Here is a 23486-nt window from a genome sequence, read left to right as displayed (position 1 = left end):
ATATGCTTAATCTTTATTAAGCATATCGGAGTATCGAACGGTATATAGAAACGCACGATTGTTTTATTTGAAAAACGATTTAATGTAAGCATTTTCTTTTTGGGCTGAAGAAGATGTATACATCATGCGTTGTTTTTGCTCCTTGGTTTTGGTTTAATTTTAAAAGGGGAAATTTTTAAAAAAAGGGAGAGATGAGTATGACAGCAACACGCGGCCTTGAAGGGGTAGTCGCCACTACATCATCAGTAAGTTCAATTATTGATGATACTCTTACATATGTAGGGTATAACATCGATGATTTGACAGAAAAAGCCAGCTTTGAAGAAGTTGTTTATCTGCTTTGGCATTTAAAGCTGCCGAACAAAGAGGAGCTCGCCGAGCTTAAAAAACAGCTTTCTGAAAATGCCGGTATCCCCAAAGAAGTGATTGACCATTTCAAATCCTACTCGAATGGAAAAGTCCACCCGATGGCAGCTCTTCGGACAGCCGTTTCTTTACTCGGACTGTTTGACGAAGAAGCAGATCAAATGGATGCGGAAGCAAACTACAGAAAAGCGGTTCGTCTCCAAGCGAAGATGCCTGCGCTTGTCGCTGCTTTTTCAAGAATCCGCAAAGGGCTCGAGCCGATTGAGCCGAATCCGGAACTCGGTTTTGCCGCCAACTTTCTCTACATGCTGAATGGAAAAGAACCTTCTCCTGTTGAAGTGGAAGCGTTTGACAAAGCTTTGATTCTGCATGCGGATCATGAGCTGAACGCATCTACGTTCACAGCCAGAGTATGCGTCGCGACGCTTTCAGACGTCTACTCAGGGATCACGGCCGCAATCGGGGCCTTGAAAGGTCCGCTTCACGGCGGAGCAAACGAAGCAGTTATGAAAATGCTTTCAGAGATTGGCGAGGTTGAAAACGTAGATTCATATATTCACGCCAAGCTTGAAAAGAAAGAAAAGATCATGGGGTTCGGCCACCGCGTATACCGCCAGGGCGATCCCCGCGCAAAACATTTGAAGGAAATGAGCAGACGTTTGACGAATTTAACGGGTGAAAGCAAATGGTATGAGATTTCAGAGCGGACTGAGGAAATCGTCACGTCTCAGAAAAAGCTGCCGCCAAACGTAGACTTTTATTCTGCGTCGGTTTATCATAGCTTAGGAATCGACCATGATCTGTTCACGCCGATTTTTGCGATCAGCAGGGTATCAGGCTGGCTCGCTCACATTCTTGAACAGTATGAAAATAACCGACTGATTCGTCCGCGGGCTGATTACACCGGTCCTGACATGCAGACGTTCATTCCGATTGAAGACAGAAGCTGACCGTTTGAAAGGGGGCTGTTCGAGCTTCGTTCGGCCGGCCTCTTAACGGCTTTTCTAGGAAACAACGATTTAATGAATCTATGAAAAAACATGTTTGTCCCCCGTAAAACGGGGGAAACAAATGTTTTTCTATATTGAAGAATTACATATTATGGGAGGTTTTATTGTGGCACAAGGCGAAAAAATTACAGTCTCCGGCGGAGTATTAAACGTTCCAAACAACCCGGTCATCCCGTTTATTGAAGGGGACGGAACAGGTCCTGATATTTGGAGAGCGGCTTCCAGGGTTCTTGAAGCGGCTGTGGAGAAAGCGTATAACGGCGAAAAGGAAATCACTTGGAAAGAAGTCTACGCCGGGGAAAAAGCGTACAACAAAACTGGCGAATGGCTTCCTGAAGAAACGCTTGATACGATCCGCGAATACCTGATCGCGATTAAAGGTCCTTTAACAACTCCTGTAGGCGGCGGAATTCGCTCATTAAACGTAGCGCTCAGACAAGAGCTTGACTTGTTTACATGCCTGCGTCCTGTCCGCTATTTCACAGGCGTTCCTTCACCGGTTAAGCGCCCTGAAGATACGGATATGGTCATCTTCCGCGAAAATACTGAAGATATCTACGCCGGCATCGAGTACGCGAAAGGCTCTGAAGAAGTTGAGAAGCTGATTTCATTCCTGAAAAACGAGCTTGGCGTCAACAAAATCCGTTTCCCTGAAACATCAGGCATCGGTATCAAGCCGGTTTCTGAAGAGGGAACATCAAGGCTTGTCAGAGCTGCGATCGAGTATGCGATCGAGCACGGCCGAAAGTCTGTAACGCTCGTACACAAAGGAAACATCATGAAGTTCACGGAAGGCGCCTTCAAAAACTGGGGCTATGAAGTGGCTGAAAAAGAATTCGGCGATAAAGTATTCACATGGGCCGAATACGACCGCATCGCTGAAAAAGACGGCAAAGATGCTGCAAACAAAGCGCAAAGCGAAGCTGAAGCGGCCGGCAAAATCATCATCAAAGACAGCATCGCTGACATCTTCCTTCAGCAGATTCTGACCCGCCCTGCCGAGTTTGACGTTGTGGCGACAATGAACCTGAACGGGGACTACATTTCAGATGCGCTTGCTGCCCAAGTCGGCGGAATCGGCATCGCACCTGGAGCAAACATCAACTATGAGACAGGACACGCCATCTTTGAAGCGACACATGGTACAGCTCCAAAATATGCCGGACTTGACAAAGTAAACCCGTCTTCAGTCATCCTATCCGGCGTGCTGCTTCTTGAGCATTTGGGCTGGAATGAAGCTGCCGACCTTGTGATTAAATCAATGGAGAAAACAATCGCATCCAAAGTCGTCACATACGATTTCGCTCGTTTGATGGACGGCGCGACTGAAGTCAAATGCTCTGAATTCGGTGATGAGCTTATCAAAAATATGTCTTAAACGGCTGTTTTGGGGTAAAACAAACAACAATTAAAAGGGGTAGAAAACATGGGAAAGAAGCGAAATAAAGTATCTGTCATTGGAGCGGGCTTTACAGGTGCAACAACTGCGTTTTTAACGGCTCAAAAAGAATTGGCTGACGTCGTGCTAGTCGACATTCCGCAGCTTGAAAACCCTACAAAAGGGAAAGCGCTCGATATGCTGGAAGCGAGTCCTGTCCAAGGATTTGACGCGAATATTACAGGAACGGCAAACTATGAAGATACGGCCGGCTCAGATATCGTCGTCATCACGGCGGGAATCGCAAGAAAGCCGGGAATGAGCCGGGACGACCTCGTGGCTACAAATGAAAAGATCATGAGGAGCGTAACGAAGGAAGTTGTTAAATACTCACCTGATTGTATCATCGTCGTTCTGACAAACCCTGTGGATGCGATGACATACGCCGTCTATAAAGAATCGGGCTTCCCGAAAGAGCGGGTCATCGGCCAGTCGGGAGTTTTGGATACGGCAAGATTCAGAACGTTTGTCGCTCAGGAGCTCAACCTTTCCGTCAAAGACATTACAGGTTTTGTACTGGGCGGACACGGAGACGATATGGTTCCGCTCGTTCGCTACTCTTATGCAGGCGGCATTCCGCTTGAAACGCTTCTTCCGAAAGACCGGATCGATGCGATTGTTGAAAGAACGAGAAAAGGCGGGGGAGAAATTGTCAACCTGCTAGGAAACGGAAGCGCGTACTATGCGCCGGCCGCTTCCCTGACAGAAATGGTTGAAGCGATCTTAAAAGACCAGCGCCGCGTGCTGCCAACTATTGCCTACCTTGAAGGCGAATACGGTTATGAAGGCATTTACCTCGGCGTTCCGACGATTATCGGCGGAAACGGTCTTGAACAGATCATTGAACTTGAACTGACTGAAACAGAAAGAAGTCAGCTTGATCGATCCGTTGAATCAGTCAAAAACGTCATGAAAGTATTATCATAATGAAAACAGCAGGAAGGCTTTATACAAGCCTTCCTGTTTTTGAATGCGAACCTTTTTACATAACACCGTATGAAAATCAAGACATAAACACGGGCTGTCAGCATATACCTAATCATAATCATCTGCCCGGACATTTTCATTCTTTTTTCTGGAAGCATTCCACCGCTTAAAACAGCGGCTTATGGCCGAAAAAGAGAGATTTTATGCAAAACACTGAAAAATCAAATTGTCGAACGGATAGGCTTTCGTTAAAATAGGAGTGAAAACGTTTATTTAACAAAAGATAGAGAAAGAGATGTCGGGGAAATCTGAAGCCTGGAGGCATGTCATGAGCAAAAAGATATTAGTTGTAGATGATGAGGAATCGATTGTTACCCTTCTAAAATATAACCTTGAACGGTCGGGCTATCATGTGGTGACGGCCATGGACGGAGAGGCCGGCTTATTAAAGGCGATTGAAGAGAAGCCGGATCTGATCGTGCTCGATCTGATGCTTCCTAAAATGGACGGCATTGAAGTATGCAAGGAACTCAGACAGAAGAAGCTGATGTATCCGATTTTGATGCTGACCGCGAAGGATGATGAATTTGATAAAGTGCTCGGTCTCGAGCTGGGTGCCGATGACTATATGACGAAGCCGTTCAGCCCGAGAGAGGTGACGGCAAGGGTCAAAGCGATTTTAAGAAGAACACAGACGCTGTCCGTTCATCCGGAGGAGACGGAAGAACCGGATGCAGGCGAGCTGATCATAGGCGAACTGAAAATACTGCCCGAACATTATGAGGTTTACTTTCAAAACGAACGCCTCGAGCTAACGCCGAAGGAATTCGAACTCCTTTTATATTTGGGAAGGCATAAAGGGAGGGTGCTGACGAGAGACCTTCTCCTCAACGCTGTCTGGAACTACGACTTCGCGGGCGATACGCGCATCGTCGATGTCCATATCAGCCACCTTCGCGATAAGATCGAAAAAAATACGAAAAAACCGGAATACATTAAAACAATCAGAGGTCTTGGCTACAAAATGGAGGAGCCGAAGCTGAATGATTAAATTCCGGACCCGGCTTTTAGCTGCCCTGCTGACGCTTTTGATTCTCGTATTTGCTTCACTCGGTTTTCTGCTCGTTCACTTGTTTCACTCCTCATACGATGCCAAACTGAGCAGCCATATTGAAAAAGAGGCCGCTTTGGTCGCTTCATTGGCAAATCGTGAAAACATGAAATCTTCGGAGCAAGGAGCCATTTTAGAGAAGGCAAGCCGTGAACTGGACAGTCATGTATCACTGGTTGATACAAAAGGTCAGGTTCTTTTTCGTTTTGGGGGCCGCGCAGAAGATCAATCCGTTATCAAAGAAGCGCTTGAGTCGGATTTAAACGGTGAAGGAGGAGGCTTCAGAATCAATCCGGATGACGAGTCCGTTTACCGTTACGTGCAGCCGCTGAAAGAAGACGGGAATGTGAATGGATATATTCTGATCAGCACTCCTGTCGATTCATTGCAAGATATCAATCAAAAGATCTGGATTCTCCTCGGCGTGAGCCTTGGAACGGCCTTTTTAATCATCGCCGGGCTTGGGGCGAGAATAACCTCTCAATATACGAATCCGATTGAGTCTGCGACACAAGTGGCGATTGAGCTTGCCAAAGGAAATTATAAAGCAAGAACTTTCAATGAAGATGAAACGATGCTGAGCCAGTCCATCAATATGCTGGCGCAGAACCTGCAGGACATGACAAGAGCCCAGGAAATGCAGCGTGACCGTCTGCAAACCGTCATCGAAAATATCGATTCAGGTCTGATTTTAATCGATGGAAAGGGTTATATTCACCTTGTGAACCGCGCTTATCAAAAGCAATTTCACGTAGAAGCCGATCAGCTTCTTTACCATTTCTATCACGAAGTACTCGAACACGAAGAAATCATTAATCTCATTGAAGAAATTTTCATGACGGAAACAAAGGTCCGCAAAATGTTTAAACTGCCGATCAAAATTGAAAGAAGGTATTTTGAAGTCGACGGGGTTCCGATTATCGGCATCAATGATGAGTGGAAAGGCATCGTTCTCGTGTTCCATGATATGACGGAAAGAAAGCAGCTTGAAGAAATGAGGAAGGACTTTGTCGCCAATGTCTCCCACGAGCTGAAAACGCCGATTACGTCAATCAAAGGGTTCACCGAGACTCTTTTGGACGGAGCGATGAATGAACGGGAGACGCTGTTGCAGTTTCTATCGATCATCTTAAAAGAGAGCAGCCGTCTGCAAACCTTGATCCAGGACCTGTTGGATCTGTCGAAAATCGAACAGCAAAACTTCACCTTGAATATTCAAAATTGCAATATCGGTGAAATTCTCGCTGAAATTGAGATGCTTTTGAAGAATAAAGCGAAGGAAAAAGGAATCACCTTGACCCTGGAAAAGCCGGATAAGCCGGCCGTTGCTTCCGGGGATCCGCACAGACTAAAGCAGATCTTTTTGAATTTGGTGAACAATGCGCTCACATATACGCCTGAAGATGGAAACGTGACGATTTCGGCTGATGTTCTGGAAGATGCGGTGCAAGTTAAAGTGAAGGATACGGGCATCGGGATCAAGCGGTCCGAAATCCCGAGGATATTCGAACGGTTCTACCGGATCGATAAAGACAGGAGCAGAAATTCAGGAGGAACCGGTCTCGGCCTTGCGATCGTCAAGCATTTAGTCGAAGCCCACCACGGTGAAATCGACGTCGAAAGCGAGCGGGGAAAAGGCACCGAATTCACAGTCCGCTTAAAACGCGCATCCGAGTAGCTTCATTTAGCAAACTTTACAAAGGCTTAACAACTTTTATATATATGGTTAAAACTTGGCTGATAGGATCATTAGTGAACCCCTTCATCCAAGGAGCCATATGGACGGACGCGATCAACAGCGCGTCCCTTTTTTTATTTTTCTGCGAAATCACTCTCATTTTCCTTTCAAAATGAACTTTGCTAAAATAAAATAAGCAAATATGATCACGAAGTTGAATGGAAGCTGACGAATCGGCTCCTTAGGAGGATAAAGATGACTGAAAGAAAAAAATTAGTATTGGTTGACGGAAACAGCCTGGCTTACCGCGCGTTTTTCGCTCTGCCTCTTCTCAGCAATGAAAAAGGGATACATACAAACGCTGTGTACGGTTTTACCACGATCTTAATGAAGATGCTTGAAGAAGAAAAACCGACCCACATGCTCGTTGCTTTTGATGCGGGGAAAACGACATTCAGACATAAAACGTTTAAAGAATATAAAGGCGGCAGACAAAAAACGCCGCCCGAGCTGTCCGAGCAGCTGCCGTTTATCCGCGAGCTCCTCGACGCCTATCAAATCTCAAGGTATGAGCTTGAAAACTACGAGGCCGATGATATTATCGGCACCCTTGCCAAGTCAGCGGAAAAAGACGGGTTTGAAGTGAAGATTTTTTCCGGCGACAAAGATCTGACACAGCTGGCTACAGAAGGAACGACGGTCGCCATCACGAAAAAGGGCATTACAGATGTTGAATACTATACGCCGGAACATGTCCGGGAAAAGTACGGACTTACACCGGAACAGATCATTGACATGAAAGGGCTGATGGGAGACTCATCAGACAATATTCCAGGCGTGCCGGGCGTCGGCGAAAAGACGGCGATCAAGCTTTTGAAACAGTTCCATACAGTAGAGGAGCTGCTGTCGTCAATAGACGAAGTCAGCGGAAAAAAACTGAAAGAAAAGCTTGAAGAATTTAAAGAACAGGCATTGATGAGCAAAGAGCTTGCGACAATTACGACAGAAGCGCCGCTTGAAGTCACCCTCGATTCCCTCGGTTACGAAGGTTTTGACAGGGAAGCGGTCGTCAAGGTTTTTAAAGATCTCGGCTTTAACTCTTTGCTCGAAAGGATTGGCGAAGAGCCGGGAGAAAAAGAAGAAGAACAGTTTGAAGAGATCAACATCACGATCAAAACAGACATCACGGATGACTTGTTTGCGTCACCGGCTTCACTCGTTGTCGAACAGTTCGGCGACAATTATCATGAGGCGCCAATCCTCGGTTTTTCGATCGTCAACGAACATGGCGCTTTCTTCATCCCGGAAGAGACGGCCGTTCAGTCGGACCGTTTTAAAGAGTGGGCCGAAGACGAGTCAAAAAAGAAATGGGTGTTTGATGCAAAACGCGCGGCGGTCGCTTTGCGCTGGCGGGGCATCGAGCTGAAAGGCGCAGAATTTGACGTTCTCCTTGCGGCCTATATCATCAATCCGGGACACTCTTACGACGATGTTGCAAGCGTTGCGAAAGAACACCAATTACACATTGTCGCGGCAGATGAAGCGGTCTACGGAAAAGGCGCGAAACAGGCGGTGCCGAATGAGAAGGAGCTTGCCGACCATTTAGCCAGAAAAGCGAAGGCGATATCGCTGCTCCGCGAAAAGCTCCTTGATGAATTGGAGAAAAACGAGCAGCTCGATCTGTTTGAAGCGCTCGAAATGCCCCTCGCCCACATTCTCGGTGAGATGGAATCGATCGGTGTCCAAGTCGATGTCGACAGACTGAAAAAAATGGGGGAAGAACTGTCCGCCAAATTAGCGGAATACGAGAAGAAAATCCACGAGTCAGCAGGTGAAACGTTCAATATCAATTCACCAAAACAGCTCGGTGTGATTTTGTTTGAAAAACTCGGGCTGCCTGCCGTCAAAAAAACAAAAACGGGCTATTCGACTTCAGCCGATGTGCTGGAAAAACTGCGCGACAAACACGTCATTATCGAGGATATTCTGCACTACAGACAGATTGGCAAGCTCCAGTCCACATACGTCGAAGGGCTTTTAAAAGTGATCAAAAAAGACAGCCATAAAGTGCATACCCGCTTTAATCAAGCTTTAACACAGACGGGAAGGCTCAGCTCAACAGATCCGAATCTGCAAAATATACCGATCCGTCTTGAGGAAGGCCGCAAAATCCGCCAGGCGTTTGTCCCTTCGCAAAAAGGCTGGCTCATATTCGCTGCGGATTACTCCCAAATCGAATTGAGGGTTCTCGCCCACATTTCAAAGGATAAAAATTTGATTGAAGCGTTCACGAACGATATGGACGTTCACACGAAAACGGCGATGGATGTTTTTCATGTATCAGAAGAAGAAGTCACCCCTGCGATGAGAAGGCAGGCGAAAGCCGTCAATTTCGGAATCGTCTACGGAATCAGTGACTACGGCTTGTCGCAAAACCTGGGCATTACAAGAAAGGAAGCGGCAGCGTTTATTGAGCGCTATTTCCACAGCTTCCAGGGAGTCAAAGAATATATGGAAGAGACCGTTCAAGAAGCGAAACAGAGGGGCTATGTGACGACTCTTTTAAGCCGGAGGCGGTATATCCCGGAATTGACGAGCCGGAATTTCAACTTGCGCAGCTTTGCCGAACGGACAGCGATGAACACGCCGATCCAGGGAAGCGCCGCAGATATTATAAAAAAAGCGATGATCGACATGGCGGACAAGCTGAAAGAAAAAAATCTCAAGGCCAAACTGCTGCTGCAGGTTCATGACGAATTGATTTTTGAAGCGCCTGAAGATGAAATCAAAGTGCTTGAAAAACTGGTTCCGGAAGTAATGGAACATGCATTGGAGCTCGATGTTCCACTGAAAGTGGACTGCGCTTCAGGGCCTTCATGGTACGATGCAAAATAGAGAAAAGGAAGTGATCATGTGCCGGAATTACCAGAGGTCGAAACGGTCCGGCGCACTCTTGCCGGGCTTGTAAGAGGGAAAACGATCGATGCGGTTGAGGTCAGATGGACAAAAATCATAAAACGGCCGGAGGAGCCTGAGGAATTCGCAAGGCTCCTGGCCGGTCAGACGATTCAGTCGATCGGAAGAAGGGGAAAATTCCTGTTGTTTCATCTTGATGACTGTGTCATGGTTTCCCATTTGAGAATGGAAGGAAAGTACGGGCTTCATCAAAACGATGAACCCCTTGATAAACATGTGCACGTCATTTTCAGGTTCACGGACGGAAGCGAACTGCGCTACCGGGATGTCAGAAAGTTCGGCACGATGCATTTGTTTAAGCCGGGGGAGGAACTGACGGAGCTGCCTCTCAGGCAGCTCGGTCCCGAGCCTTTCAGCGGAGAATTTACAGCCGGTTATTTAAGAGAGCGCCTGAAGAAAACAAACCGCTCAGTGAAAACCGCACTGCTCGATCAGCGGACAGTGGTCGGACTGGGCAATATTTATGTCGACGAGGCTTTGTTCAGAGCCGGTATCCATCCCGAGACAACAGCGAACAAGCTCACAAAAAAACAGACGGTTCTTCTTCATGAAGAAATTGTTCAAACTTTAAAGGAAGCTGTTGAAGCAGGGGGAAGCACAGTCAGATCTTACATCAATTCACAAGGAGAAATCGGCATGTTCCAGCTCAAACTTTTCGTATACGGCCGGAAAGATGAACCTTGTAAAAAGTGCGGATCTCCAATTGAAAAAACAGTCGTTGGCGGAAGAGGCACGCATTTTTGCATAAAGTGCCAGAAAAAATGACAATCGCATAAAAGGGACAACAGCAAGCCGTATCATGGTTCAAGCTGTCGATGCATACGCTCCATATAGCTGTTAAAAGCAAGCTTTAAGGTGTGATGTTTCTTTTTCGGGTGAACAACACACGGATGGTTTTCTTCTTTCATATATATAAGAAGCCTAGAAAGCTGCCTTTAGGCTGCATGACTTACACCGCTCGCATCAACAGAAAGGAAGAGCCTGATATGATGTTTGCATCTTTCTTGCTGCTGGCATTTGCCGTCAGCTTGGACAGTTTTTCAGTCGGATTTACTTACGGATTGCGAAAGTTGAAAATCCCATTTAAAGCGATTTTGATTATTGCTTTTTGCTCTGGTGCCGTGATGTATATGGCCATGATGATCGGAACCCTTTTGGCGAAATTCCTGCCCGTTGTCGTAACAGAAAGGCTCGGAGCCGTCATATTAATGGGGATCGGTGCATGGGTGCTGTATCAGTTTTTCAGGCCGGAGAAAGAACAGGATCTCGTCTTCTCTGAAAAAACGCTCATCAACCTTGAATTGAAATCGCTCGGAATCGTGATACACATTTTAAGAAAACCGACAAGCGCCGACATTGATAAATCAGGAATCATTACCGGTATAGAAGCTTTCCTTCTCGGTTTCGCCCTCTCTATTGACGCGTTCGGAGCAGGGATCGGCGCGGCTGCGCTCGGCTTTTCCCCTGTACCGATGAGCATTACGGTAGGCATCATGAGCTCATTGTTCGTATTTTGCGGAATACAGGCGGGACGATTTTTATCGAAATGGAACTGGATGGATAAACTGACCTTTCTTCCCGGTATATTGCTGATTATGATCGGCATCTGGAAACTGTAAGAAGGAGGTGCAGGCCTTTGACATTGGTCATCGGGTTGACCGGAGGGATTGCCAGCGGCAAAAGCACTGTCGCGCAAATGTTCCAGCAGTGCGGCATCACGGTCGTCGATGCGGACGTGATCGCGAAAGAGGCTGTTGAACAAGGAATGCCCGCTTATCAGAAAATCGCTGAGACATTTGGTCAAGGCGTGCTGCTTGAAACAGGCGATATCGACCGGAGAAAACTTGGAGAAATTGTTTTTGCTAACGAAGAAAAGAGGATGCAGTTAAATGCGATCGTCCATCCGGAAGTGAGAAAAATGATGATCAAACAGCGCGACGAAGCCATCCGGGCCGGTGAACGGTTTGTTGTTCTCGATATTCCGCTTTTATATGAAAGCGGGCTTGAACATTTGACAGATAAAGTGATCGTCGTCTGGGTGCCGATGGAGCTTCAGCTTGAGCGGCTGATGAAAAGAAACCGGCTCACTGAAGACGAGGCGCTGAACAGAATTCACGCCCAGCATTCTCTTGACGAAAAAAAGAAAAAGGCAGACGCGGTGATCGATAACAGCGGCAGTCTGAAAGATACAGAAGCGCAGCTTCATCAGCTGCTTGATACATGGTCAAATACTGAAAAGTGAGCGCGAAATTGCGCTCACTTTTTTATTAGTCGTTTTTAAACTGGCTGTAATTCGCATAATACAGCGCGGTGCGTTGTGCGCCTGCATATCGTTCGGCAAAAGCTTTGGCATTGCCTGCTTTCATCGTCCGATAGCTGTAGTTGGATGAAGGTTTCCAGCTTGTTTCAGGTGATTTCTGTCCCTTTATCGCCGGATATGACCCGACATCTTTAAACGAGCCGTCTCCGTAATCATCAAGTATGCCTTTTTCGCTGCCCGTGCCGAAGTAATTGGCTTCAGAATAAATTTTGGCCAATGTCGTTATCGTGAAGCCAAGATGGTAATTGTTGATATAATTGTTTTTCACGTGAAAATGGCCGTAACGCATCAAGCCGGGCGCCCTGACATAGAGATTCTCAAAGCGGTTGTAGCTGATCGTCATCCGCGGATATCCATTATATATACTGTGGTATTGCTTGTCATCTTGAGGCCAGCCGAGAATCAAGCCGTACCTGTGGTCTGTGAATGTGCTGTGAGACAGTGTGACGTAATCGGCTTTAGCGCCGATGTATAAGAGCTTGTCGAGATCGTGACCGTTTGCTGAATAGCTGTGGCCCTGGAATGTGACATGGTCAATCCAGTAATTTTTCGAATCGGTAATGTAAACAGGGATGTCGTTGTTTTCATTTATGAATGCATCATGTGCAATGATCAGATTTTTGAAAATAACGTTGCCTGAGTCCGCTTTTGTTTTAAAGTAAATGTTGTTCAGCTTATGTTTTTCATACGAGCCGATGATTGTTTTATTGGCGCCCACCGTCAATACCGTTTTGGCTGAAGCGCCGATATTGCTGGAGACGACAATGGTGCGGGGCGTTGAACCTTCAATATTGGCTTTCAGTTCGCCCAGATTGTTGACATAGACGACTTTCCCAAGCAGGCCGCCGGTTGTGCCTGTTTTCTGCTTGCCATTCGGTTCCTTTGCATAGCCTGCGAAACCTTCGAGCCCGTCGCTAGGAAGCTTCCACTTTTGGACGGAGCTGCCTGTATATTTGGCAAGCTTCGCTCCGCTGCCGTCCAGTGTCAGTGCAAGGCTGTTGTTTTGTGCACTGACGATTTTATACGTGATAAAGTCTCCGTTTCCGTCTTTGTCAGCCCCGATAATATTCCACAACTCTTCTTTTCGTGAATTGTCATAGTAGACTACAGCGGGATTATTGTCTGAAAATGCGTAATGGGCAGGGATGATAATTTTTCCGTTATCCATATTTCTGATTTTGAACTGTTTGCCGTCAGACGTATCCAGCCTCCATCTTTCTGCTTTTTTCCCGCTCGTCTGTTTTGTTGTTAGCGGTGCATTATCTTGATTCCCCGCGGGCGTGATGTTTATGCCTGATAAGCTTTCCAGCCTGATCATCTGTTTCGGATAATCTTCGTTTGCCGCGGAAACGGCCGCTGTTCCTATAAAAAAATAAATGCCGGCCGCAGCCAAAAAAGAAATGATAAAATATACGTTTTTGGTCAGTTTCATGGTTGTCCTTCCTTGAAGACACTGCCTTCTGTCGTGTGAAAATTTAGCGCTGTTGGAAATTGTAGCACTAAAGATGTATTTGAAATATATGCTTTAATGCTGATTTTTTCTAGTTCTTTGTTCATTGTTTCACAAATAACGCGTAAATTTGCTGTAAAAGAAACAAATGGTATGGCTAATTAAAAATAATGTGTTATACTTATTTTGAATAAATCATGATGTGGAATGACATAAAATAAGGGGTGCATATTTGATGAAAGTGAAAGTTGCGATAAACGGATTCGGCCGGATCGGCAGAATGGTGTTTAGAAAAGCGATGCTTGATGAACAGATTGACATTGTGGTGATCAATGCGAGCTACCCTCCGGAAACGCTCGCTCATTTAATAAAGTATGACACAAATCACGGCCGATATGAGCTTGATGTAAACGCTGGAGACGATTGCCTGTTCGTTAACGGTAAAAAGGTCATGCTGACCAATCAGAGGGACCCTAAGCTTCTTCCGTGGGCGCAATACGGGATCGACATCGTCGTAGAAGCGACGGGAAAATTTAACGCGAAGGAAAAAGCGGAAGCTCATATTGAAGCCGGCGCGAAAAAAGTTATTTTGACAGCGCCGGGGAAAAATGAAGACATCACAATCGTGATGGGCGTCAACGAACGCGAATTTGATGCGGAGCGTCATACGATTATTTCAAACGCTTCCTGTACGACGAATTGTCTCGCTCCTGTCGCAAAAGTGCTTGATGATGCATTTGGCATTGAAAACGGCCTGGTGACAACCGTTCACGCATTTACAAATGATCAAAAAAATATTGATAATCCGCACAAAGACTTGAGAAGGGCGCGCGCCTGCGGGTCTTCGATCATTCCGACAACGACAGGCGCCGCGAAAGCGCTGTCACTTGTCATGCCCCATTTAAAAGGAAGAATGCACGGTCTGGCCCTGCGCGTTCCCGTCTCAAATGTGTCACTCGTTGACCTTGTGGCTGATTTAAAAAGCGATGCGACGGCAGAAGATATTAATGAAGCGTTCCGAATGGCGGCGGCAGGCTCCATGTCCGGGATCCTTGATGTATGCGATGAACCGCTTGTCTCATCCGATTTTAATACGAATCCATACTCGGCGGTGATCGACAGCCTTTCAACAATGGTGCTTGAGAACAGAAAGGTGAAAGTGCTTGCATGGTATGACAACGAATGGGGATATTCGTGCAGGGTTGTCGATTTAATCAGATACGTGGCTTCAAGAATGAAACACCCTTCGGCTGTATAAAATAAGAGCATGGACGGATAAAAAATCAATACCCCTTAACCATCAAATGATAAAACCGCCTTGCAAAAAATATTCAAACAAAGTATACTATTTTTCGTGAACTTCTAGTTCGTGAGCGCTTCGGCATTACTTAAAGGGTTAGGACCTCTCCGGACTAACTTTCCCCCGTGGTAATTGACCGGTTCAGTTGCTTGGAAATTCACTTTTTTAATTCTTGTTAAGGGGGGTCCATGCTATGGAAACAATGGGGCGTCACGTTATCTCCGAACTGTGGGGATGCGATTTTGATAAGCTGAATGACATGGATTTTATTGAAAAAACGTTTGTAAATGCGGCACTGAAGTCAGGTGCTGAGGTACGTGAGGTAGCCTTTCATAAGTTTGCACCTCAAGGTGTAAGCGGGGTCGTGATTATTTCAGAATCTCACTTGACCATTCACAGTTTTCCTGAACACGGATATGCCAGCATTGATGTTTATACTTGCGGAGATTTAGATCCGAACGTAGCTGCCGATTATATCGCAGAAGAATTAAGAGCGGAAACAAGAGAGAACATTGAAATACCGAGAGGCATGGGACCTGTTCAGGTGAAACAGGCCAAAGCCAAAGCACAGGCACTTTAATGCCGATAGAGGAGCTGGATGAAAAAGCGGACACCGCTTTTAAAATCCGCTCCTTTTTCTTTCCTCTCCCGAAAATCCCCAAAACATATTCCCCGGCATTCTCTTGCCCTAATTTGTTTTCCCTTGGAAATCAACCATTTTTTTAATAAAATATAGAGAAGAAAGACAAAGGGGACAGGGGATATGAGTCTTTTTCAAAACATTCACCGGTTTTTTTCTACACACGCCGAAACGTCTGACCGCCATCCTTCTGACGAGCTGAAGAGCCGCTATTATAAAGCGGCGTCAAAAGAAGCGCTCAATGCTGTAAAGGAAGTGCTGGAAGGGCTTGACGGCTGCAAGGTGACATCGGTGTCGGAAGAAAGAGGAGAAATCAGCGCCGAGGTGAAAAAAACGAGAAAAGCTTTTGTGGTGGCGACAGTCGTTTCGATTCGCCCTTTTGATACAGCGGTGGATTTTAATGTGTCAACGGAAACGTTTTTGCCGACCGATTTTGGCTACAGCCGCGGGCTTGTCTCGACGCTATACAGCGAACTGGACGGAAAGCTGCAGAAATCTGTACATTCAAACAATTGAATAGGGAGCTGAAAAAATGAAATGTCCAGCATGTCAGCATAACGGGACGAGGGTTTTGGACTCCCGTCCCGTTGACGAAGGCAGATCGATTCGCAGAAGACGCGAATGCGAATCATGCAACTATCGATTTACTACATTTGAAAAAGTGGAAGAAATTCCGCTCATCGTCGTAAAAAAAGAAGGAATCCGGGAAGAATTCAGCCGCGAGAAGATGCTCCGCGGTTTGATCAAAGCGTGCGAAAAACGCCCTGTCGCCTTAAAGCAGCTTGAGGATATTTGCTTTGAAATTGAAAAAGAGCTTAGAAATCAAGGCGTTGCTGAAGTGAAAAGCGACATGATCGGAGAAATGGTGATGGACCGGCTTGCGAAAATCGACGAAGTCGCATATGTCCGGTTTGCTTCAGTATACCGCCAATTTAAAGATATTAACGTATTTATCGACGAGCTGAAAGACTTAATAAAGAAAGAACGGTAAAGAGCTGTAAATTAATCCAGCTCTTTTCTCATGATAAAACCACGGTCGTGTGACATGAAGGCCTGAAAAAGGTGTAAAATGAGGACAAGAAACAAAGTGGAAGGTTGACAAAAGATATGAGTAATTATTGGAAAGATTTGCTTCCTGTCGATCCGTACGTTGTCAAAAGCTGCGGATTGCTGCAGGACTTGGACCGGCAAATTGTCACGCTATTGTATCAGCCTCTAATCGGCTCTTTTTCATTCAGCTTGTTTCTCACGCTGTGGGGAGAGCTGGAGCAAAACAGAGTCTGGGGGAAAAGCTCGACTCACAGACAGCTGATGGCGGCGATGCAGACCAACCTGAAGACGATTCACTCAGAGAAGGAAAAGCTTGAGGGAATCGGACTGTTGAAAACTTATATGAAAGAAACGGAAGACGAACGTTTGTTTATATATGAATTGATTCCGCCGCTCAGACCGGATGAGTTCTTTCAGGACGGCATGCTGAATGTCTTCTTGTACAACCGCGTCGGAAAAGCGAGGTTTCAACAGCTGAAAGAATACTTTTCCCACCCGTCTGTTCCCGAAGAAGCACGGGATATCACCCGTTCTTTCAACGAAGTTTTTGCATCTGTCCAGCCGAGCGAATGGAAGATGTCTGACGATATGATCGAAGCGATGGAGCTTCGCGAAGATCGTGAATGGATGAAAGAAGGGAATGGCAAACCGGCGGCGGTCACAGACGACGCCTTTGACTTTCAACTGTTTCTCGCCGGTTTATCCGACACGCTTATCCCGAGAAAAGCGCTGACAGACCAAGTGAAGGAAACGATTAAAAAGCTCGCCTTTCTCTACGGGATCGAACCGCTTCAGATGCAAAACGTCGTCATGTCAGCCGTTGACGAGCACGATACGATCACGACAGAAGCGCTCAGAAAAGCGGCGAGCGACTGGTATCAGATCGAGCGCAGCGGCCCGCTTCCGGAACTCGTCGACAAAGTGCAGCCGATGAATCTCCGCGAACAGCCGAATCAACAGTCGTCAACGAACGCCAAGGAAGACAATTTGATCGCTTTGCTTGAGCAGGTATCGCCAAAAAAGCTGCTGCAGGATATCGGCGGCGGAGCGGAACCATCCAAAGCCGATCTGAAAATTATAGAAGAAATTATGCTTGACCAAAAATTAGAGCCCGGCGTCATCAATGTTCTGATTTATTATGTCATGCTGAAAACCGATATGAAGCTTTCGAAAAATTACACCCAAAAAATCGCTTCTCACTGGGCCAGAAAAAACGTTCGCACGGTTAGAGAGGCCATGAAGCTTGCGAAAGAAGAAAACCGCCAATATCTTGAATGGGCGGAAGGGAAGAAAAACCCTTCTCGGAACAAGAAAGTCATCAGGGAAGAAAAGCTGCCTGACTGGCTTCGGGAAAGTGACGAAGCCGACAGCAAACCGCTGGAAACAGAGCCGGCCGGTTCTGTAACGAGAGAAGGCTTTGACCAGCAGAAACAGAAGCTGCTCGAAGAAATAAAAAAACTGAAAAACCATTCCGCTCTTTAATGTGAGGTGAAGATGATGGAGCCGATTAAACGCGCTTTGCAAGGCGTGACGACGAGACCCGATTTTCAAAAACGCCTTGAAGATATGAAAGAAAAAGTGCTCTCTGACAAGGATGTTCAGGAGTTTTTAAACAGCCGTCAGGCAGAAGTGGATCAAGGAATGATCGACAGGAGCCTAAACAAGCTTTATGAATTTACACAGCAAAGCAAAGCATGCCAAGACTGCCCGAGTCTGAAAGAATGCAAAAACCTGATTCAAGGTTATCATCCAAAGCTTGTGATGAACGGAAAAACGATCGATGTTCAATATGACAGGTGTCCGGAAAAAAAGGCAGCGGACGAGAGGGAAAGACAGCGGTCGCTGATTAAAAGCATCTATATTCAACAGGATCTCTTGAATGCTACGTTTGCCGATATTGACGGAGATGACCCGAGCAGATTAAAGGTCCTTCAACTTGTGACGGGCTTCTTGCATGACTATAGCGAAACGGGAAAGGGAAAAGGCATCTACGTCTACGGGAAGTTCGGGGTCGGAAAAACCTTTATGCTGGCCGCCATTGCCAACGAGCTTGCGGCAAAGGACCATCCATCCATTCTTGTCTATGTACCTGAATTTGTCAGGGAACTGAAAAATGCGATACACGATCAGTCGCTTGAGGAAAAGCTTGAGATGGTCAAGTCTACGCCGATTCTGATGCTCGATGATATCGGTGCGGAGTCCATGTCAAGCTGGGTGAGGGATGAGGTGCTCGGCGCCATCCTTCAGCACAGAATGTCTCATAAGCTGCCGACGTTTTTCTCTTCAAACTTTGACCCCGATGAACTGAAACACCATTTCACCTATTCGCAAAGGGGCGAAAAAGAAGAGGTGAAAGCGGCAAGGCTGATGGAGAGGGTGCTGTATTTAGCGACGCCTGTCCGGCTGGACGGGAAAAACCGGCGTCAGTAATCACATGATCCCGAGCTTCAATTACGGAGATGAAGAAGATGCAAAAAAGAACCTTGGCCAAATGGACGGTTATCGCCATAATCGGGGCGGCCGGACTATGGTTGAATGCGAAATACCTGAATCTGAGCCCTGCTCATATAAGAGAAGGCGTCTTATCCTTCGGGATTTTCGCCCCGCTCATCTATATCGGATTATTGATGATCCGGCCGTTTTTGCTGCTTCCTGCTTCCGTTTTCGCCATCAGCGGCGGCCTCGCATTCGGTCCGCTGTTTGGCTCTTTGTATTCTTTTATCGGTGCGGCGGGCGGTGCATTTTTGTCATTCGCTGTTGCATACAGGCTCGGCCGAAACCTTCAGCACATGCCGCTGAAGCTTGACAGCCTGCGGACGCTTTTGCGGAAAAACGGCTTTTTCTGCATTCTGCTCTTGAGGCTGGCGCCGATTCATTTTGACGCGGTCAGCTATGCGGCAGGCGTGTCCAAAGTGAAGCCCCTGTCGTTTGTCCTGGCGACGGCTGCGGGCATCATTCCGGGCACCGTTATTTTAAATGTGCTCGGGTCAAGCCTCTTGACCGGCGACATCATAGCGATTGCGGCTGCAGCGGCAATTTACTTGATATTCATTACCGTGCCTCTTTTGTTCAGAAAAAAAGTGCAGGCGCTCCTCGATTAAGGGCTCATCCTTTTTTTACGTCTATTTTATTTGTCACCCCCATATACATGTATCAGATGTTGTTAGGGGGGACAAACATGCTTGAAATTACATTTGAAGATGATTATGATACAGCCGCGTTTTTGCATCTCCTTCGCAATGCGGATGCGAACCGGCATATCAAGATTCACGAAGCGCCAGGGAAGATCGGAATTGAAAAGACCCATTCCTCTGTCAGTATTCAGGCCTATATTGAGCCGGTTCTGACGAGATTTTTTACAGAATGCAAAGAAGACGAATACATGCTTTCGGTTATTGAAGGCGATTATTACTTTTTGGACCGGGATGAACAGCAGCAGATTCTTCAACTGGCCCACAGCATTATGGAGGGCGAACTTGAAGGGCTTCCTCTCAACAAGGACGACACCCCTCGCGAACATTACATCATTCAGGAGCTCCAAACGATCTGTCTTGAAGAAAACGTCTTTTCTATTCGGTCCTTTATGACATTTCGCCTCGGGAAGTATTATGAACGCCTCAGGTCTTATGTGGAGGCGGCGATCGACGAGTATAAAATGGAGCAGGAATATCAGACATTCATTCAATCGCTGAGAGACTACGTCATGTCGAAGGAGCCGATGCTTGATCATGTCCACATTGTGCACGACGGTTATTTTGTATTGTGGGAATTAAAGTATATTTCTGAACGGGAACAAAAAAAATACATAGACAGGCGGTTCGTAAGAGAACACCCGATGTATATTGATTCCCATCTCCTGGCTCCGCTCGTATCGATTGCGCCGGAAAAAATAGACCTCTATACAGAAGACCGGGAACATGCCATGGTTCAGACCATACAAAATATTTTTCAGGAGCGCGTACGGATTCTTTCGCTTGACGCCTTTCATCCGCGGGAAAACATTTTGGAAGAGCATTCTTGATTTTGTGTGAAAAACGATTTATAATACGATGTAAACTTAAAGATATCATGTATCGATAAGGACATGAAAAGATGAACACCGGTTTGACAGAGAGGGAGACCACGGCTGAAAGTCTCTTAAGCCAAGGAGCATTTTTTTACCGCCTTTGAACATCAGTTGTGAACGGCAATGTGTCTAGTAATGACTGACGGGACTTCCCGTTACAGAACCGAAAGCCGAGAGCGCGACGGGTTTTTTGCGTTTTCGGGAAAAAGGGTGGAACCACGAATTCCGTTTATTAATCCTCGTCCCTTTCATAGGGGGACGGGGATTTTTTATTTTGTAAAAAAAAGGAGTGACTAGGATGTCAGATATGGTAAAAATCAAATTTCCTGACGGAGCGGTTAAGGAGTTTGCAAAAACGACGACAACAGAAGATATCGCGGCATCAATCAGTCCCGGCTTAAAGAAAAAATCAATAGCGGGGAAATTAAACGGCAAAGAAATCGATCTGCGCGCACCGATCCTTGAGGACGGCGCCATCGAAATCATTACAGAAGGCAGCGAAGAAGCGCTTGAAATCATGCGCCACAGTACTGCACACTTAATGGCCCAGGCGATCAAGCGCCTGTATAAAAACGTGAAGCTCGGCGTGGGTCCGGTCATTGAAAACGGCTTCTACTATGATGTGGATATGGAAGAAGCGCTGACTCCGGAAGACCTTCCGAAGATTGAGAAGGAAATGAAAAAAATCGTCGGCGAAAATCTGCCGATCGTAAGAAAAGAAGTCAGCCGTGAGGAAGCCAGAGCCCGGTTTGCCGAAATCGGCGATGATCTGAAATTGGAACTGCTTGATGCGATTCCGGAAGGCGAAACGGTATCGATCTATGAGCAGGGCGAATTCTTCGATCTGTGCCGCGGTGTTCACGTTCCTTCGACAGGAAAAATCAAGGAGTTCAAACTGCTGAGCCTTGCGGGGGCATACTGGCGCGGAGACAGCAACAACAAGATGCTCCAGCGAATTTACGGTACGGCTTTCTTCAAAAAAGCGGAGCTTGATGAGCATCTTCGCCTCCTTGAGGAAGCAAAAGAACGCGACCACAGAAAGCTCGGAAAAGAACTGAAGCTGTTTGCGATTTCGCAAAAGGTAGGGCAAGGGCTGCCGCTTTGGCTGCCAAAGGGTGCAACCATCAGACGCGTCATCGAGCGCTATATCGTTGACAAAGAGCTTGCACTCGGCTATGAACACGTGTATACACCTGTCCTCGGCAGCAAAGAACTTTACGAAACGTCAGGGCATTGGGATCATTATCAAGACACAATGTTCCCTCCGATTGAAATGGACAATGAAACATTGACGCTTCGTCCGATGAACTGTCCGCACCATATGATGATTTATAAAAACGACATTCACAGCTACCGTGAACTGCCGATCCGGATCGCGGAGCTCGGAACGATGCACCGCTACGAAATGTCAGGCGCTCTCTCAGGTCTGCAGCGCGTTCGCGGGATGACTTTGAATGACGCACACATTTTCGTCCGTCCGGATCAAATTAAAGAAGAATTTATCCGCACTGTCCGCCTGATTCAGGAAGTGTATGAAGACTTTGGCCTTGAACAGTACTCATTCCGCTTGTCTTACCGCGACCCTGAAGATACAGAGAAATATTACGATGACGATGAAATGTGGAACAGAGCGCAATCGATGCTGAAGGAAGCGATGGACGAGATCGGACACGATTATTACGAAGCCGAAGGGGAAGCGGCGTTCTACGGACCGAAGCTTGACGTTCAGGTCAAAACAGCAATCGGCAAAGAGGAAACACTGTCAACTGTACAGCTGGACTTCCTTCTTCCTGAAAAATTTGATCTGACATATGTCGGAGAAGACGGAAAACCTCATCGTCCGGTCGTCATTCACAGAGGTGTCGTTTCCACAATGGAACGTTTTGTCGCTTTCTTAATTGAGGAGCATAAAGGCGCATTGCCGACATGGCTTGCCCCTGTTCAGTTCCAGGTCATCCCTGTATCGCCGTCCGTGCATCTTGACTACGCCAAAAAAGTTCAGGAGCGCCTGCAGCGTGAAGGGCTTCGCGTTGAAGTCGATATCCGTGACGAGAAAATCGGCTATAAAATCCGTGAAGCGCAGATGCAAAAAATCCCGTACATGCTTGTCGTCGGCGACCAGGAAGTTGAAAACGAAGCCGTCAACGTCCGCAAATACGGAGAGCAAAAATCAGAAACGGTTGCGTTTGCAGACTTCATTAAAAAAGCCGTTGCAGAAGCAAAGAAATAAACGAGAAAAAAGCATGATTCCCGCTCGGGAGTCATGCTTTTTTGCTTAGCTTGTCCGCTGTTTTTCCGCGGAGGATATCGAACAGTTCGCTCAAATGGCTGATTTCGTGATCAGGTGTAAGGTCAGTTTCATTCTTTTTGCCTTTGCGGTTGACCCAGACGGTTTGAATGCCTGCTCTGGAAGCCCCGAGAATGTCGGTGTTCAAGTTGTCTCCGACCATCACGGCATCATCCTTTGTTATGCCGAGGAGACTGAGGCAGTGTTCAAATATGCTTGGATCAGGCTTTCCTTTTCCGAATTCACCGGAAATGACGATTTCATTAAAATAAGGAGCAAGTTCAGGTACGCCTGCCAACTTCTCTTTCTGCAGGCTCGGATCGCCGTTTGTCAGCAAGAGAAGCTCTGCTTTTCCTTTCAGTTCATCTAAAACGGCAAATGTTTCTTCATACACGAAAGGGTTCTTTCGGCGCACTGCGGCGAAATATTCGCCGAGTTCTTCCCCGAAGGCGGGATCGTCGATATCAAACGCCTTCAATCCGTTTGTCCATGCGTTTTTTCTGTATTCAGGAACAATTTTGTTCAGTTTTTGAAAGCCTTCGCTGATCGGCTCGCTGAAGTTTGACCACAGGCCTTCAAATGGGTTGATGCCGATCATGACGGTGTATGGATATGTTTCATAAGACGTGTAAAGCTTTCGCGCTGCTTCGCGGACGGCTGCTTCAAATTCTTCCGCATGGAGTCCGTATTTTTCTTCAGCTTTAAGACACGTTTTGGAAAATGCTGTGCTGACGCTTTTTTCATCCCAGAGCAATGTATCGTCTAAATCAAAAAATACGGCTTTCATGATCTTCTCCTCTGCCATTAATTTATAGAATTCTCTTATTTATTTTACAATAGATCAAAGGGATGTGAAAGAAATGAATT

20 protein-coding genes are annotated in these 23486 nt (G+C 46.6%); 18 read left to right on the top strand and 2 right to left on the bottom strand.

Annotated elements, in window-relative coordinates:
- Window positions 1-197 precede the first annotated feature (197 nt).
- The 9 genes from citZ (at window position 198) to coaE (ending at window position 11748) form a co-directional block, all read left to right on the top strand.
- On the top strand, window positions 198-1316 hold the full coding sequence (citZ, locus tag MHI30_RS15560) for a citrate synthase (protein ID WP_020452555.1): 1119 nt from the start codon (window positions 198-200) through the stop codon (window positions 1314-1316).
- A 166-nt stretch (window positions 1317-1482) separates the two neighbouring features.
- Window positions 1483-2754, top strand: a complete 1272-nt coding sequence (gene icd / locus MHI30_RS15555; RefSeq protein ID WP_075752493.1) for an NADP-dependent isocitrate dehydrogenase — start codon at window positions 1483-1485, stop codon at window positions 2752-2754.
- Between the two features lie 48 nt (window positions 2755-2802).
- Window positions 2803-3741 carry a malate dehydrogenase gene (gene mdh / locus MHI30_RS15550; protein ID WP_020452553.1) on the top strand — a complete coding sequence of 313 codons (939 nt, stop codon included), beginning with the start codon at window positions 2803-2805 and terminating at the stop codon, window positions 3739-3741.
- 328 nt (window positions 3742-4069) lie between these two features.
- Window positions 4070-4792 (top strand): response regulator transcription factor, encoded by a 723-nt coding sequence (locus MHI30_RS15545; protein WP_020452552.1) that lies wholly within the window; start codon window positions 4070-4072, stop codon window positions 4790-4792.
- The gene (locus tag MHI30_RS15540) at window positions 4785-6530 is read left to right on the top strand and encodes an ATP-binding protein (protein ID WP_075751964.1); all 1746 of its coding nucleotides are present in this window, start codon (window positions 4785-4787) and stop codon (window positions 6528-6530) included. The genes MHI30_RS15545 and MHI30_RS15540 overlap by 8 nt, the downstream gene beginning before the upstream one ends.
- Window positions 6531-6785: 255 nt before the next feature.
- Entirely contained in the window at window positions 6786-9425 is a 2640-nt protein-coding gene (gene polA / locus MHI30_RS15535) for a DNA polymerase I (protein WP_075751965.1), read from the top strand.
- Between the two features lie 18 nt (window positions 9426-9443).
- Window positions 9444-10271 (top strand): DNA-formamidopyrimidine glycosylase, encoded by an 828-nt coding sequence (mutM, locus tag MHI30_RS15530; protein WP_075751966.1) that lies wholly within the window; start codon window positions 9444-9446, stop codon window positions 10269-10271.
- 179 nt (window positions 10272-10450) lie between these two features.
- Entirely contained in the window at window positions 10451-11125 is a 675-nt protein-coding gene (ytaF, locus tag MHI30_RS15525) for a sporulation membrane protein YtaF (protein WP_256700615.1), read from the top strand.
- Between the two features lie 17 nt (window positions 11126-11142).
- Entirely contained in the window at window positions 11143-11748 is a 606-nt protein-coding gene (coaE, locus tag MHI30_RS15520; RefSeq protein WP_075751968.1) for a dephospho-CoA kinase, read from the top strand.
- 25 nt (window positions 11749-11773) lie between these two features.
- Here coaE and MHI30_RS15515 read toward each other — a convergent pair whose 3' ends face one another.
- Window positions 11774-12994 carry a pectate lyase gene (locus tag MHI30_RS15515; protein WP_237562608.1) on the bottom strand — a complete coding sequence of 407 codons (1221 nt, stop codon included), beginning with the start codon at window positions 12992-12994 and terminating at the stop codon, window positions 11774-11776.
- 517 nt (window positions 12995-13511) lie between these two features.
- On the opposite strand from MHI30_RS15515, the gene MHI30_RS15510 reads away from it, so the two are divergent.
- The 9 genes from MHI30_RS15510 (at window position 13512) to thrS (ending at window position 22562) form a co-directional block, all read left to right on the top strand.
- Window positions 13512-14534 carry a glyceraldehyde-3-phosphate dehydrogenase gene (locus MHI30_RS15510; protein WP_075751970.1) on the top strand — a complete coding sequence of 341 codons (1023 nt, stop codon included), beginning with the start codon at window positions 13512-13514 and terminating at the stop codon, window positions 14532-14534.
- A 235-nt stretch (window positions 14535-14769) separates the two neighbouring features.
- The gene (gene speD / locus MHI30_RS15505; protein WP_003184296.1) at window positions 14770-15156 is read left to right on the top strand and encodes an adenosylmethionine decarboxylase; all 387 of its coding nucleotides are present in this window, start codon (window positions 14770-14772) and stop codon (window positions 15154-15156) included.
- Between the two features lie 183 nt (window positions 15157-15339).
- Window positions 15340-15732 (top strand): hypothetical protein, encoded by a 393-nt coding sequence (locus MHI30_RS15500; protein ID WP_059231767.1) that lies wholly within the window; start codon window positions 15340-15342, stop codon window positions 15730-15732.
- A gap of 16 nt (window positions 15733-15748) precedes the next feature.
- Window positions 15749-16207, top strand: coding sequence for a transcriptional regulator NrdR (gene nrdR, locus MHI30_RS15495; RefSeq protein WP_020452543.1), 459 nt, complete (start codon window positions 15749-15751; stop codon window positions 16205-16207).
- Between the two features lie 116 nt (window positions 16208-16323).
- A complete protein-coding gene (locus MHI30_RS15490; RefSeq protein WP_075752495.1) occupies window positions 16324-17748 on the top strand; it encodes a replication initiation and membrane attachment family protein in 1425 nt (474 codons plus the stop codon).
- A 15-nt stretch (window positions 17749-17763) separates the two neighbouring features.
- A complete protein-coding gene (dnaI, locus tag MHI30_RS15485; protein ID WP_075751971.1) occupies window positions 17764-18696 on the top strand; it encodes a primosomal protein DnaI in 933 nt (310 codons plus the stop codon).
- Between the two features lie 38 nt (window positions 18697-18734).
- Entirely contained in the window at window positions 18735-19367 is a 633-nt protein-coding gene (locus tag MHI30_RS15480; RefSeq protein ID WP_075751972.1) for a TVP38/TMEM64 family protein, read from the top strand.
- Window positions 19368-19444: 77 nt separating this feature from the next.
- Complete coding sequence (gene ytxC / locus MHI30_RS15475; RefSeq protein ID WP_043926594.1) at window positions 19445-20287, top strand: putative sporulation protein YtxC; 843 nt, start codon at window positions 19445-19447, stop codon at window positions 20285-20287.
- 343 nt (window positions 20288-20630) lie between these two features.
- Window positions 20631-22562 carry a threonine--tRNA ligase gene (gene thrS / locus MHI30_RS15470; RefSeq protein ID WP_020452538.1) on the top strand — a complete coding sequence of 644 codons (1932 nt, stop codon included), beginning with the start codon at window positions 20631-20633 and terminating at the stop codon, window positions 22560-22562.
- A gap of 31 nt (window positions 22563-22593) precedes the next feature.
- Here thrS and MHI30_RS15465 read toward each other — a convergent pair whose 3' ends face one another.
- Complete coding sequence (locus MHI30_RS15465) at window positions 22594-23406, bottom strand: HAD family hydrolase (protein ID WP_075751973.1); 813 nt, start codon at window positions 23404-23406, stop codon at window positions 22594-22596.
- Window positions 23407-23486 lie beyond the last annotated feature (80 nt).

Source organism: Bacillus sp. FSL L8-0528, assembly GCF_038593085.1.
Taxonomy (GTDB): Bacteria; Bacillota; Bacilli; order Bacillales; family Bacillaceae; genus Bacillus; species Bacillus paralicheniformis.
The sequence above is the reverse complement of the archived record's forward strand: the minus strand, read 5'-3'. Positions and strand labels throughout refer to the sequence as shown.

Bases quoted from the DNA above. Each gene is read 5' to 3' on its own strand.
- citZ (WP_020452555.1), top strand. From the start codon at position 198: ATGACAGCAACACGCGGCCTTGAAGGGGTAGTCGCCACTACATCATCA.
- mdh (WP_020452553.1), top strand. From the start codon at position 2,803: ATGGGAAAGAAGCGAAATAAAGTATCTGTCATTGGAGCGGGCTTTACA.
- MHI30_RS15545 (WP_020452552.1), top strand. From the start codon at position 4,070: ATGAGCAAAAAGATATTAGTTGTAGATGATGAGGAATCGATTGTTACC.
- MHI30_RS15540 (WP_075751964.1), top strand. From the start codon at position 4,785: ATGATTAAATTCCGGACCCGGCTTTTAGCTGCCCTGCTGACGCTTTTG.
- polA (WP_075751965.1), top strand. From the start codon at position 6,786: ATGACTGAAAGAAAAAAATTAGTATTGGTTGACGGAAACAGCCTGGCT.
- ytaF (WP_256700615.1), top strand. From the start codon at position 10,451: ATGACTTACACCGCTCGCATCAACAGAAAGGAAGAGCCTGATATGATG.
- MHI30_RS15515 (WP_237562608.1), bottom strand. From the start codon at position 12,994: ATGGATAACGGAAAAATTATCATCCCTGCCCATTACGCATTTTCAGAC.
- MHI30_RS15510 (WP_075751970.1), top strand. From the start codon at position 13,512: ATGAAAGTGAAAGTTGCGATAAACGGATTCGGCCGGATCGGCAGAATG.
- speD (WP_003184296.1), top strand. From the start codon at position 14,770: ATGGAAACAATGGGGCGTCACGTTATCTCCGAACTGTGGGGATGCGAT.
- MHI30_RS15500 (WP_059231767.1), top strand. From the start codon at position 15,340: ATGAGTCTTTTTCAAAACATTCACCGGTTTTTTTCTACACACGCCGAA.
- nrdR (WP_020452543.1), top strand. From the start codon at position 15,749: ATGAAATGTCCAGCATGTCAGCATAACGGGACGAGGGTTTTGGACTCC.
- MHI30_RS15490 (WP_075752495.1), top strand. From the start codon at position 16,324: ATGAGTAATTATTGGAAAGATTTGCTTCCTGTCGATCCGTACGTTGTC.
- dnaI (WP_075751971.1), top strand. From the start codon at position 17,764: ATGGAGCCGATTAAACGCGCTTTGCAAGGCGTGACGACGAGACCCGAT.
- MHI30_RS15480 (WP_075751972.1), top strand. From the start codon at position 18,735: ATGCAAAAAAGAACCTTGGCCAAATGGACGGTTATCGCCATAATCGGG.
- ytxC (WP_043926594.1), top strand. From the start codon at position 19,445: ATGCTTGAAATTACATTTGAAGATGATTATGATACAGCCGCGTTTTTG.
- thrS (WP_020452538.1), top strand. From the start codon at position 20,631: ATGTCAGATATGGTAAAAATCAAATTTCCTGACGGAGCGGTTAAGGAG.
- MHI30_RS15465 (WP_075751973.1), bottom strand. From the start codon at position 23,406: ATGAAAGCCGTATTTTTTGATTTAGACGATACATTGCTCTGGGATGAA.